This is a genomic window from Neobacillus sp. WH10 (assembly GCF_030123405.1).
Classification (GTDB): domain Bacteria; phylum Bacillota; class Bacilli; order Bacillales; family Cytobacillaceae; genus Neobacillus.
The window spans coordinates 4,548,760-4,560,810 of the sequence record NZ_CP126110.1 but is presented as its reverse complement, the minus strand read 5'-3'; the positions used below and the strand labels follow the sequence as shown (position 1 = coordinate 4,560,810).

Annotated in this window: 12 protein-coding genes and 1 other RNA gene; 10 read left to right on the top strand and 3 right to left on the bottom strand. The window is 40.4% G+C overall.

Annotated features, from left to right (window positions below):
- The first annotated feature begins 103 nt into the window (after positions 1-103).
- The 5 genes from secG (at position 104) to ssrA (ending at position 5,221) form a co-directional block, all read left to right on the top strand.
- Positions 104-337: a preprotein translocase subunit SecG gene (gene secG / locus QNH20_RS22385; protein WP_283920140.1), complete on the top strand. Its 234-nt coding sequence runs from the start codon at positions 104-106 to the stop codon at positions 335-337.
- Positions 338-953: 616 nt separating this feature from the next.
- Positions 954-1,700, top strand: a complete 747-nt coding sequence (locus tag QNH20_RS22380; protein WP_283920139.1) for an alpha/beta hydrolase — start codon at positions 954-956, stop codon at positions 1,698-1,700.
- Between the two features lie 26 nt (positions 1,701-1,726).
- On the top strand, positions 1,727-4,117 hold the full coding sequence (gene rnr / locus QNH20_RS22375; protein ID WP_283920138.1) for a ribonuclease R: 2,391 nt from the start codon (positions 1,727-1,729) through the stop codon (positions 4,115-4,117).
- A gap of 94 nt (positions 4,118-4,211) precedes the next feature.
- Positions 4,212-4,679, top strand: a complete 468-nt coding sequence (gene smpB, locus QNH20_RS22370; protein WP_283920137.1) for an SsrA-binding protein SmpB — start codon at positions 4,212-4,214, stop codon at positions 4,677-4,679.
- Positions 4,680-4,886: 207 nt separating this feature from the next.
- Positions 4,887-5,221: a transfer-messenger RNA gene (gene ssrA / locus QNH20_RS22365) on the top strand.
- Positions 5,222-5,561: 340 nt separating this feature from the next.
- On the opposite strand, the gene QNH20_RS22360 is transcribed toward ssrA, so the two are convergent.
- The gene (locus QNH20_RS22360) at positions 5,562-5,969 is read right to left on the bottom strand and encodes an LAGLIDADG family homing endonuclease (protein WP_283920136.1); all 408 of its coding nucleotides are present in this window, start codon (positions 5,967-5,969) and stop codon (positions 5,562-5,564) included.
- 239 nt (positions 5,970-6,208) lie between these two features.
- Here QNH20_RS22360 and QNH20_RS22355 point away from each other — a divergent pair, with 239 nt between their 5' ends.
- Positions 6,209-6,451 (top strand): hypothetical protein, encoded by a 243-nt coding sequence (locus tag QNH20_RS22355; protein ID WP_283920135.1) that lies wholly within the window; start codon positions 6,209-6,211, stop codon positions 6,449-6,451.
- Positions 6,452-6,580: 129 nt separating this feature from the next.
- Here QNH20_RS22355 and QNH20_RS22350 read toward each other — a convergent pair whose 3' ends face one another.
- Complete coding sequence (locus QNH20_RS22350; protein ID WP_283923478.1) at positions 6,581-7,237, bottom strand: spore coat protein; 657 nt, start codon at positions 7,235-7,237, stop codon at positions 6,581-6,583.
- Positions 7,238-7,402: 165 nt separating this feature from the next.
- Here QNH20_RS22350 and QNH20_RS22345 point away from each other — a divergent pair, with 165 nt between their 5' ends.
- The 3 genes from QNH20_RS22345 (at position 7,403) to QNH20_RS22335 (ending at position 9,367) form a co-directional block, all read left to right on the top strand.
- Entirely contained in the window at positions 7,403-7,966 is a 564-nt protein-coding gene (locus QNH20_RS22345; RefSeq protein ID WP_283920134.1) for an IMEF encapsulin system ferritin-like cargo protein, read from the top strand.
- Between the two features lie 195 nt (positions 7,967-8,161).
- Positions 8,162-9,010, top strand: coding sequence for a family 1 encapsulin nanocompartment shell protein (locus QNH20_RS22340; protein ID WP_283920133.1), 849 nt, complete (start codon positions 8,162-8,164; stop codon positions 9,008-9,010).
- Between the two features lie 3 nt (positions 9,011-9,013).
- Complete coding sequence (locus tag QNH20_RS22335) at positions 9,014-9,367, top strand: 2Fe-2S iron-sulfur cluster-binding protein (protein ID WP_283920132.1); 354 nt, start codon at positions 9,014-9,016, stop codon at positions 9,365-9,367.
- 310 nt (positions 9,368-9,677) lie between these two features.
- Here the strand turns inward: QNH20_RS22335 and QNH20_RS22330 are convergent, their stop codons facing one another.
- Positions 9,678-10,145, bottom strand: a complete 468-nt coding sequence (locus QNH20_RS22330) for a hypothetical protein (protein WP_283920131.1) — start codon at positions 10,143-10,145, stop codon at positions 9,678-9,680.
- Positions 10,146-10,700: 555 nt separating this feature from the next.
- Between QNH20_RS22330 and QNH20_RS22325 the strand changes: the two genes are divergently transcribed.
- Entirely contained in the window at positions 10,701-11,948 is a 1,248-nt protein-coding gene (locus tag QNH20_RS22325) for an MFS transporter (protein WP_283920130.1), read from the top strand.
- Positions 11,949-12,051 lie beyond the last annotated feature (103 nt).

Here is a 12,051-nt window from a genome sequence, read left to right as displayed (position 1 = left end):
GCGGGCAAACTCTGGTATCTCCTAAATAACTCTATTGTTAAAAGGCAGATAATATGGTAAATTTAATATACTGTGAAATGTACGTCTACAGGAGGTGGCCTTTATGCATGCATTTGTCGTAACATTATTAGTTATCGTAAGTATTGGTCTTATTGTGGTTGTTCTACTTCAATCGGGTAAGAGTGCTGGACTATCAGGTGCCATTTCTGGTGGTGCTGAATCCTTATTTGGTAAGCAAAAAGCACGAGGAATTGACTTGATTTTACATCGTATTACGGTTGTTTTATCAGTTTTATTCTTCCTACTTGCTCTATCAGTTACTTACTTTAAAATCTAATATTACACACTAAAGCCTGGCCTGAGAGCCGGGTTTTTTGTTGTCTTGTGTGGGAATCAATCCAAGTTAGCGAAAATCCGGCTCAAGTAGGCGGAATCAATCCAATAGATGTCGGAAATCCGGCTCAAGTTGTCTGAAACAATCCAATAGATGTCGGAAATCCGGCTTAAGTAGGAACAAAACTATAAGTTGGCGGAAATCTGTCTCAGGTTGGCGGAAATAATCCATAAGTTGGCGGAATTCCAGTTCAAGTAGGCGGAATCAATCTAAAAGATGGCGGAATTTCAGCTCAAGTAGGCGGAAACAATCCAATAGATGTCGGAAATCCGGCTCAAGTAGGTACAAATCCATAAGTTAGCGGAAATCTGGCTCAAGTAGGCGGAAACAATCCAAAAGTTGGCGGAATCCCAGCTCAAGTTGGCGGAATTCCATCTAAAGTAGGCGGAATCGCTCCAAAAGGTAGTAGAATTCTATCTAAAGTAAGCTGAACCAGCAAAAAGTTTACAGAATCATATAAAAGTTATATGAAGAAACCCTCGCCCTAAGCCTTTTTTCTAGCATGTTGACCACCGCATTGCTTAAACTAATATAAGCTAATACAAAAGGAGTTTTTTACATGAAAGTCACAACACCAAAGCCATTTACTTTTGAAGGTGGAAAAAGAGCCGTTCTCTTGCTCCACGGTTTTACCGGAAATTCGGCAGATGTTCGGATGCTTGGACGCTTCCTCGAAAAAAAAGGATACACCTGCCATGCCCCGCATTATAAAGGTCATGGAGTACCACCTGAAGAACTTGTCCACACAGGCCCTGAAGACTGGTGGCAGGACGTCATAAATGGATACAATTTTTTGAAAAATAAAGGTCATGACGAAATTGCTGTTGCCGGACTGTCACTTGGCGGCGTATTTTCTTTGAAATTGGGTTACACTGTACCTATAAAAGCTATTGTACCAATGTGTGCACCTATGCATATAAAAAGTGAAGAAGTGATGTACCAAGGTATTCTTGAGTATGCCCGTGAATTTAAAAAATATGAAGGAAAATCGGAAGAGCAAATCGAAAAGGAAATGAATGAGTTTAAAAAGACACCGATGAAAACCTTAAAAGCACTTCAGCAATTAATCTCAGACGTTCGTGAAAATGTCGATATGATCTATGCTCCAACATTCGTTGTTCAAGCCCGTCACGACAAGATGATTAACACAGATAGTGCCAACATTATTTATGAGAACATCGAGTCAGCTGTAAAGGAAATCAAATGGTATGAAGAGTCAGGACACGTAATTACACTCGATAAAGAAAGAGATCAGCTTCACGAGGATGTTTATTCCTTTTTAGAAAACCTGTACTGGCACGATTAAATAGCACTCCCAAAGGAGGGATTAGTTTGGAAGATAACATTCAAAAGCACATTGACAAGCTTTTGCAATATATGAGAGATGAGGCATACAAACCATTAACGGTTCAGGAACTGGAAGAGGCATTTGGCATCCAGGACTCCAGTGACTTTAAAGAGTTTGTCAAAGCCCTTGTGCAAATGGAAGAAAAGGGTCTTGTGGTTCGTACCCGCAGCAATCGTTACGGATTGCCGCAAAAAATGAACTTAATTCGCGGAAAGCTAATCGGTCATGCGAAAGGTTTTGCGTTTGTCGTACCTGATGAGCCGGGAATGGATGATATATTTATTCCGCCCAATGAAACAAACACGGCAATGCATGGAGACACTGTTTTAGCACGTGTTTCATCTGAAACCTCGGGGCAGCGCCGGGAAGGCAGCATTATTCGTATCGTTGAACGAGGCGTCCAGCAAGTCGTGGGAACGTATGTTGAAAGTAAAAGCTTTGGCTTTGTGATTCCTGATGATAAAAAATTCGCGAGCGATATTTTTATACCTAAATCGGCTTCAAAAGGAGCGGTTGAGGGACATAAGGTTGTCGTTAAGCTAGTCACATATCCTGAGGGGCGAAAAAGTGCGGAAGGTGAAGTCATCACGATATTAGGGCACAAAAACGATCCTGGCGTGGACATTCTCTCTGTCATACATAAGCACGGCCTACCAATGGCTTTCCCTGATGAAGTATTGCAGCAAGCGAATGACACACCTGATACAATTGATGAAAGTGAATTAGCCAATCGCCGTGACTTACGCAATGAAACGATTGTCACCATTGACGGTGCTGATGCGAAAGACCTTGATGATGCGGTAACCGTAACAAAGCTTGAAAACGGCAACTATAAACTTGGTGTTCATATTGCTGATGTCAGCTATTATGTAAAAGAAGGAACTCCGATTGACCTCGAAGCAGAGGAGCGGGCAACAAGTGTTTATTTAGTAGACCGAGTGATTCCAATGATTCCCCATCGTCTCTCTAACGGGATTTGTTCTCTAAATCCCAAGGTTGACCGTCTCGTTTTATCGTGCGAAATGGAAATTTCACAAGAGGGCGCTGTCGTTTCTCATGAAATTTTTCAAAGTGTGATAAAAACAACCGAGCGAATGACCTATCATGACGTGAATCTGATTCTTGTTGAAAAAGATGAAGAAACACGTGGACGATACGAGCCGATTGTCCCAATGTTTGAAATGATGGAAGAGCTAGCCAGTATCTTAAGAAACAAACGTATGAAGCGCGGGGCCATCGACTTTGATTTTAAAGAATCAAAGGTATTGGTGGATGAAGAAGGAAAGCCAACCGATGTGATTCTTCGCGAGCGGTCTGTGGCGGAGCGTTTGATTGAGGAGTTTATGCTCGCAGCCAATGAAACAGTTGCTGAGCATTTCCACTGGCTCGAAGTTCCGTTTATTTACCGTATTCATGAGGATCCAAAGGAAGATAAATTACGGAGGTTTTTTGAGTTTATCACCAACTTTGGGTACATTGTAAAGGGTACTGCAAATGATGTGCATCCAAGAGCGCTTCAGGAGATCATTGAAGAGGTCCAAGGGAAGCCGGAAGAGATGGTGGTATCAACGGTCATGCTGAGGTCGATGCAGCAGGCAAAATATGACCCTGAAAGTCTCGGACACTTTGGCCTATCAACCGAGTTCTACACCCATTTCACTTCACCGATTCGAAGGTATCCAGATACAATTGTCCATCGTTTAATCCGTACTTATCTAATCGAAGGAAAGCTGGATGAAGCGACAAGGGAAAAATGGAATGCCCGCTTGCCTGAAATTGCCCAGCATTCTTCCAAAATGGAGCGCCGTGCCGTTGATGCCGAGCGGGAAACGGATGAGTTGAAAAAAGCTGAATTTATGGAAGACAAAATTGGTGTAGAATATGACGGCATTATCAGCTCGGTAACGAACTTTGGGATGTTTGTCGAGCTGCCAAATACAATTGAAGGCCTTGTCCATGTCAGCTATATGACCGATGATTATTACCGCTTTGACGAACGACACTATGCGATGATTGGTGAGCGAACGGGCAACGTATTCCGGATTGGTGATGAAATCACGGTCCGCGTGGTAAAAGTCAATAAAGATGAGCGCTCGATTGATTTTGAAATCGTGGGCATGAAGGGAACACCTCGCCGGGAACGTTCTGATGCTCCGAAGGTTTTTAAAACGGGCAGTGACACACATAAACCGCGGAGGAACAAACAGCAGGGAGACCGTGATCAGAGCCGAAATAAAAACCGCAGACCGAATCCTAATCAAGATGGTAATCAGAAGTCTGAATCAGGCGGCAGTCAGGGTAAAAAAGCGAAAAAGAAACGTAAATTTTACGAGAACGTTCCTAAATCAAAAAGTACGAAACGAAGAAATAAATAATCACTTGAAGGGAGCCTTCCATACGAGGCTCTCTTTCAATTGTAGCAGCTTGTTTTTTTTGTTAAAATAAACACTATAGATTGAGGTGAAAAATATGCCAAAAGGTGTAGGAAAAGTAGTCGCACAAAACAAAAAGGCCTACCATGACTATTTTATTGAAGAAACGTACGAGGCCGGCATCGTGCTGCAGGGGACGGAAATCAAGTCGATTCGTGCAGGAAAAGTTAATCTCAAGGATGCATATGCCCGGATTCAAAATGGAGAAGCGATTCTTTTTGGAATGCATGTAAGCCCGTATGAGCAGGGAAATCGCTACAATCATGACCCGTTACGAACGCGTAAGCTATTGCTTCATAAACGTGAAATCAATAAGCTGATTGGTGAAACGAAAGAGGCAGGATATGCCCTTGTTCCACTAAAGCTTTATTTGAAAAATGGTTTTTGCAAGGTGTTAGTTGGACTGGCAAAAGGTAAGAAAAATTATGATAAGCGTGAAGCCTTAAAGCAAAAAGAAGCGAAGCGTGAAATCGAACGAGCCTTCCGCGATCGTCAAAAGATGTAGGGGGCCGTCCGTCTTTTCGATGGATTCTCGTAAAGCCAAAGAATTTACTTTTACAAATACTTACAATTGAAAAATCCTGTAAGTGTGTTATAATAAGTTTGTCGCTAAGATAGCGGCAAGAAACTTTTGCTCAAAATATTGTTGAGCATCCTAACGTCTGATGCTAGAATCCTAAACAGATTTCAGCACATTTTATAATGGGGACGCTACGGATTCGACAGGGGTAGTTTGAGCTTAGGTTGCGAGTCGAGGGGATCGGCCTCGTTAAAACGTCAAAGCCATAACTGGCAAAACTAACAACAACCTCGCTTTCGCAGCTTAATACTGCATAGCGGTTCCTCCCTCCATTGCCCATGTGGTAGGGTAAGGGACTCACTCTAAGTGGGCTACGCCGGATTCCACCGCCTGAGGATGAAGGAAGAGAACAACCAGGCTAGCTGACCGGACGCCGGTCGATAGGCAAAAGGCTCAGCGAAACACCAATATATCGACTACACTCGTAGAAGCTTAAGTGGCGATATCTTTGGACGCGGGTTCGATTAGTAATTAGTCGCCTTATGTGGTAACACATAAGTGAAAATTCGGCTTTATCGGTGAAACCTAAGTCACTTTAAAAAAGTGATAAGGCAATGCCGAGCGGTATGTGGAGCAATCCAACAGCCGTGTATCGACTTATAGGCTGCCATGATGAAATGGTAGTACTAGGATGCGAAATTCCACCTTTTAAGGTGAAAATTATATTTCGTATAAGACGCCGAGGGACCTGTTTTAAGAGCAGGTTCAAGATATAGTCAGTGCCATGACGAAAGCATGGAAACGCACGTCCCGCCGTCTCCACCATACATAGGTGGATAACAAGACTAGCAGAAATGCTGGTCTTTTTTATATTTTAAAAAAGGAATCTTCAAATGCGATTTTCTTCTCTAATAATACTGAGTTATATTTTCCGTTCCTTGGTGTAACATTATCATAATTTTCGAGTATCCATAGTGCACGATTTCTTTTTTTATCTACTCTTAAATAGGGAGTAATAAGTTTTAATATGTCCAAAACAATTTCTTTTTTCTTTATAGTTAGTGTATAGGAATCTTTATGTCGGTCTGGATTATAGTTCTTTTTATTATTGATAGTTCCATTAGCTAATGTTTGAAGATAGACTAAAAGTTCTTTATCGGTAGATGCGATTGTTATACAGGGGCGGCGATATTCCTTTTCATGCATTCTGGTTAATGTTATTGAACCTTCTCCATCAATAATTCCTGCAATATAGGCTGCTTCCCAATCTTTCATTTGCACACCTCCCAAAAAATAAATTTCAACTAAATCATTCGGAAACATATGTTCTATTTTATTTTATAACTTTTTTCAATATATTTCAAACTATGTATCGGATTATTAGTTAGGCTAAAGGGAAAGATCTATTACATTTTTCAAAGTGTTTAATTTTTGACACATTGATTTAAATGTTTCTATGCTATTCTTAATTTATTATATTTAATAAAATTATTAATATCCTTGGAGGGTTATATATGAGCTGTGGTTGTACAACAAGTTTAAAAGATGGGAAAGACATCGTTGACCATGTTAAAAGTAAGGGGAAAGAAAACTTTGCACCAACAGTGGCGCACGAGATTAGATGTGAGTGTGGAGAAACATTTACATTAGAAACGGTTATTATGAATTGCCCAAAATGTGAAATGACTTATGCGGTAACACCTTGTGGGTCAGATGATAAAAACAATATAAAGCTTGCTGGCATAAAATACGCATAATAACTAAATTGTTTACAATAAAGTAAATAGAATTGTTCTATAAAACAAATGCTACCCTTTCGTTTAATCACAATGATTAAGAGGGTAGCATTTTTACTTTACTTAGGTGCTTGAGAGAACCCTATTTTTCTAATGAGGCATGTTCATGTTAGTGTTCATATTCATATTGTTCGCTTGTGGCATTCCTTGGGCCGGGGCGTATGCATTTAGAAGCTGCTGCATATCCTGCTGTGCAAGCTGCGGTACTTGATAGTAATGATGTTGATTTTGATAAATGGAGAGTTCATAAGCCATTTCAATACAATTTGGAACAGAGTCAGCAAGCACACGGCGTACCACTGGGTTGGTAACTTCACATGCTGCCATTGTCTTCATAGATGCTCCCGATTTTGCAGAGCCAAGCATTATTCCTGAAATGCAGGCATCTGTAAGTTCTGTTGGAGATTGTGCCGGTTTTTTCGGCTGAGAAGGCTGCAGCCCATATACGAAGTCATTCCCTTGCTTCATTTTATAGCTTTGAGTTCGCTTGGAAGGATCTTGTCCTGTTGTGAAACACTCTACGGTAATGTTGTATTCATCCTGCATAAATTGATATTGACGATCCAGAATATCAAGTAATTCTGGGTCTTTTACGTATTGACGTACCATCATATACTGGTCCATTGTGCTAATTGCTCCCGAAAGTACTTCATGAACATCAAATACTTCATGACCTCCATGGTTCATCTGAGGCGGAACAGCCCCCGTATGCATATTTTGGTGCATTTGCCCTTGTTGGTTTTGCATCATTGCAAACCTCCTCCTATTAATTTTAAATAACCATATTTATTATGTTTCAGAAAACAAGAGTTATTCATGATTGGAATATTGCCGCATAAATGAAGTTGTTGTTTTAAAAATGAATTCCATGTCAATAATGACATGTAGTTGAATACTAAGGGGGGGCAGGAATTGAAAGAGGAATTAAGGGTTTTTTATCGGATTTTTACGACAACCTATGATGCTATTGAAAAATTTATGAATATGCTTGAACCGGTTATTGAAAACGCTGCGGATGACCATGAGCGCCTGTACTATCACCATATTTTTGAAGAAGAAGAACAGCGGCTTTCGCGATTAGTGGAGTTGATTCCGCTTATCAATACGTTTGAAAAAGAAAAAAATGAAGCTGATTTTGCTCCGACCAATAATGAATTTAATCGTCTCTTGCAAGAACTGAATCTCGAAAAATTCGGCTTGCATAATTTTGTTGAACATCTTGATTTAGCCCTGTTTCGTTTTACCGATGGGGAACGGAGCACAATGTTAAACCAATTACGTGAGGTATCTTACCAAGATTATCAGCAAGTAAAAGCGATGCTAAACGATATAAATAGCCGCTTTGATCATGATTACATAGACCCGCATGCCCATCATGATGAGCATCATGATCATTTAGACCGATCAACCAATGTTGAACCTATCGTGGTACATACAAAACATAAAAAAGGTTTTACCGTCGGAAGTTTAATTTGAGTTTTTAACATAATTGAAGGGGCTTGAACTATAAAATTGTCAATTTGGCGGAATAATTGTTTAGTTTGGCGGAATTATTCTCGAAAATGGCGGGAAAACTTCTAAGTTTGGCGGAATTAACCACAAAATTGGCGGAATCATGCAATCAATACTTAGTCAAAACAGCCTTAATATAAGAAATGTGAGGATAGAACCATGAATAAATCGCAAATATTTCCGGATTCTCCAATTTCGGATCAAGAATTCGACCAATTAGATAAAACTGTCATTGAAACGGCACGAAGGCAGTTAGTTGGACGCCGTTTTATCGAATTATACGGCCCGCTTGGACGAGGTATGCAAAGCATAGCAAACGATATTTTTACTGAAACAATCGAGGCCAAGATGGACATCCAGGGTTCATTTGATACCTCCTTTGAATCCAGCAAACGCGTTAATCATACCATTCCACTCCTATACAAGGATTTCATTTTATTTTGGCGTGATTTAGAACAGGCAAAGGTGTTGGATATCCCAATTGATTTTTCATCAGCAGCAAATGCCGCCCGCGATGTCGCCAATTTAGAAGATCAAATGATTTTTCACGGGGCAAAGGAGTTTGACATCCCGGGCCTAATGAATGTCCAGGGGCGCCTTACCCATCTGATTGGTGAATGGTACGAATCGGGTACAGCCTTTCAGGATATTGTCGAGGCTAGAAGCAAGCTGCTTGAGATGAACCATAATGGCCCGTTTGCACTTGTACTGTCGCCGGAGCTTTATTCACTTATCCATCGTGTACATAGGGATACAAATGTATTAGAAATCGAACATATTCGTGAGCTGGTGACGGGTGGGGTGTTCCAATCACCTGTATTAAAAGGGAGAGCGGGAGTCATCCTAAATACAGGCCGGAACAATTTAGACTTGGCTGTTTCCGAGGATTTCGATACTGCCTATATGGGGCAGGAAGGGATGAACCACCCATTCCGGGTGTATGAAACAGTCGTATTACGGATTAAACGACCTTCTGCAATCTGCACCCTTGAATTCATAGGAGAATAAGGGGTGTGGCAACGAGGTTTCACCGTAGGATCGCTAATTTCTGGAAAAATAATACCTGTGGTTAAAAGTTTTGATCGAAATAACCCAGTGACACCATCCATCAAGCCTGAAAAAATTATTGTTCAGCAAGGTGGCGCAAAATTTGAAATTACACCATCAAAAGGGAAACTTCTGGATGCCGCTCTTAATCAGGGGAAGGAAATCAAGTTTAAATGTAGAAAAGGGACCTGCGGTCAGTGCACAGTAAAGGTTCTCCAAGGACCGGGGCTTTCTACGCCAAATGAACAAGAATATAAAAAGCTAACTAAGGAAATCGCCAACGGGTATCGTTTAGCATGCCAGGTGGAAATTCTCTAATAAAGATAACTTTCCGATTAGTAAGACTCAAGGTGAGAAGATAGAGGCAAAGTTGCTCTTACGCCTGTGAGGACATTTTAAATGAATGTTCTACTTAAGCTTTTCCATGGGAAAAAAGAGCAAAGGTCGAAGTAGAAAGGTTCTACATAGGTATTGAGCGAAAAATGAAGAGTAAAAGTAGAAGGTCTCTACAACGACTTTTACTTGAAAAAGAAAGCAGAAGGGCTTTATAAGCAATTTGCTTACCCTAAAAAGCATTTTTCAAAGCTCTTTTTGACAAAAAAAACGAGATCCAACAATTGGACCTCGTTTATGCGTGTAAACGAACGATTTTATCTTCAAGAGGGAATGGCAATGATATATTATGGTTTTTCAATTCTTTCACGCTGATATCATGAACAAGCTTCAGCGCTTCCTTTTTAAAGGTAGGAGTAATAAACCCCGCGTTTACTTCACATAATCTTTGTAAGTATTGTAAAGTATCACGGACCATTATTTCTTTAATAAAAGTGTTATTTAGCTGGCAAATCAATTTGTGCTGTAAGCCTTTAATAATGGCGATTTGGTCGACGTGGGCGATAATATTGTGCCCGTCTTCATCGATAAAACCAACGGAAACATATTGTCCTTTTGAGATATCAACATTTGTAAACACTGGGTTTAAGTAGGTTTCACCAGAAGATAAGCGAATTGAATCTGCTTCCGCTGCACCACCGATTTTTCGTTGATTAGCAAGAACTGTGTGAATATCCTTCAACCCAAATAGCATGTTAAACATGTTGTATCCCCTCCGATGTAATGTTTATATTCGTCATTTTATAGATAATGAGAATCATTGTCAATGGAATTATCATCCTAAAATTAACGGTCTTTTGAACATTAACGGTCACAAAGACTGACTCTAAGTATCCGTGAGAAGGTAATGCTGATACTCAGGATCACAAAGACTGACTCTAGGTGCACGTGAAGAGGTAATGCTCATATTAACAGACACACAGACCGACTCTAATTGGAGATGTAATTTCCATACTAACTGTCACAAAGACCCGAGCCTCTGTCGAAATTTGTGGTAAAACCGCTGAATGAAAATACTTGCATTCATGATTGGAATCATTTAGAATAAAACTTACAAAAAACGGAAGGGTGACCTTGGAACGATGATCTTATAATCCTATTACTCATGAAAAAAATACAACCTTTTTTCTGGATAGGATTAGTCTGTACTTTTATACAAGTCGATAAGATCATTGTGTCCCTTCTGTCAGGGATATTGTGCCGCTTTGAAATTGTATCGTACCGCCTCCTACCAGAAATTTGCGTAGGAGGTTTTTATATGGAAAATAACGTAACACAAACAGCACCAACCGGAGGTTTATTTCGCAATCGTGTCTTTCTCGCGATTATTATGTCAGGGTTATTTTTACAGGTAGGTATTTGGGTCCGGAATTTTGCCGTTCTACTGTTTGTAATGGAACAGACCAACGGCGACGCATTTGCAGTCTCGATGATCTCGGTGGCAGAATTTGCGCCAATCTTTATTTTTTCTTTTATCGGCGGGACATTTGCTGACCGCTGGGCACCGAAGAAGACTATGGTCTGGTGTGATATCTTAAGCGCAGTATCAATTTTTGCCGTGCTGATTACACTTATTTTTGGAACGTGGAAGGTAGTATTTTTCGCGACTTTAATTTCAGCCATACTCTCACAATTCTCCCAGCCATCAGGAATGAAATTGTTTAAAATGCATTTATCTGCAGACCAAGTGCAGCAAGCGATGTCAGTTTATCAGACTGTCTTTGCTTTATTTATGGTATTAGGCCCAGTTATTGGAACGTTCGTCTTTCAATCGTTTGGAATTGACATCTCGATTGCTGTTACGGGAATCGCATTCTTACTTTCAGCTGGTTCACTTGCATTCCTGCCAAAGGACCGTCCATTAGAAGATATGGGTGAATCAACATTATTGCAGGAAATGAAAAGTGGAATAAAGTATGTTCTTGAAAAAAAAGAATTGAGCCTATTAGGCCTGTGTTTCATGGCTGCAGGATTAGGCATCGGGTTCATTAACCCATTATCAATTTTCCTTGTTACGGAGCAATTAAACCTTCCGAAGGAAAACCTTCAGTGGCTGCTGATGGTCAATGGTGCTGGGATGATTCTCGGCGGAGCAGCAGCGATGATTTTTGCTAAAAATGTGGCACCGCAAAGACTGCTTGTTTTTGGAATGCTTGTCAATGGGATCGGCATTGCTGTTATGGGCTGGTCAACAAACCTGTGGATTACACTGATTGCTGAGTTTTGTAACGGTCTGATGATGCCGTGTATTCAAATAGGGATTAATACATTGATCTTACAAAAAACAGAAGAGGCCTTTATTGGTCGAGTGAATGGGATTTTAAGCCCGCTGTTCGCCGGATCAATGGTCATAACCATGAGTGTTGCAGGTGTTTTAAAAGAGAATTTTTCATTGGTAACTACGTTTGAAACATCGGCCGTCTTGTTTATCATCGGTTTACTCTTCATTTTGCCGCTTTACAATCAAAAACAACAAACGAAGCCTGAAGTCGTAAATTCAAAATAGCAGAGCAGAGAAATCAATTCTCTGCTTTTTTTTCTTTCAGACATGCGAGGAGCTGCACCTCTGCTTTTTTATACAAACGAGGATCTCCACCTCTGACTTCGTC

What these genes read in the sequence shown, in the direction of transcription:
- secG (WP_283920140.1), top strand. Translation starts at nt 104, where the DNA reads ATGCATGCATTTGTCGTAACATTATTAGTTATCGTAAGTATTGGTCTT.
- QNH20_RS22380 (WP_283920139.1), top strand. Translation starts at nt 954, where the DNA reads ATGAAAGTCACAACACCAAAGCCATTTACTTTTGAAGGTGGAAAAAGA.
- smpB (WP_283920137.1), top strand. Translation starts at nt 4,212, where the DNA reads ATGCCAAAAGGTGTAGGAAAAGTAGTCGCACAAAACAAAAAGGCCTAC.
- QNH20_RS22360 (WP_283920136.1), bottom strand. Translation starts at nt 5,969, where the DNA reads ATGAAAGATTGGGAAGCAGCCTATATTGCAGGAATTATTGATGGAGAA.
- QNH20_RS22355 (WP_283920135.1), top strand. Translation starts at nt 6,209, where the DNA reads ATGAGCTGTGGTTGTACAACAAGTTTAAAAGATGGGAAAGACATCGTT.
- QNH20_RS22350 (WP_283923478.1), bottom strand. Translation starts at nt 7,237, where the DNA reads ATGCAAAACCAACAAGGGCAAATGCACCAAAATATGCATACGGGGGCT.
- QNH20_RS22340 (WP_283920133.1), top strand. Translation starts at nt 8,162, where the DNA reads ATGAATAAATCGCAAATATTTCCGGATTCTCCAATTTCGGATCAAGAA.
- QNH20_RS22330 (WP_283920131.1), bottom strand. Translation starts at nt 10,145, where the DNA reads ATGTTTAACATGCTATTTGGGTTGAAGGATATTCACACAGTTCTTGCT.
- QNH20_RS22325 (WP_283920130.1), top strand. Translation starts at nt 10,701, where the DNA reads ATGGAAAATAACGTAACACAAACAGCACCAACCGGAGGTTTATTTCGC.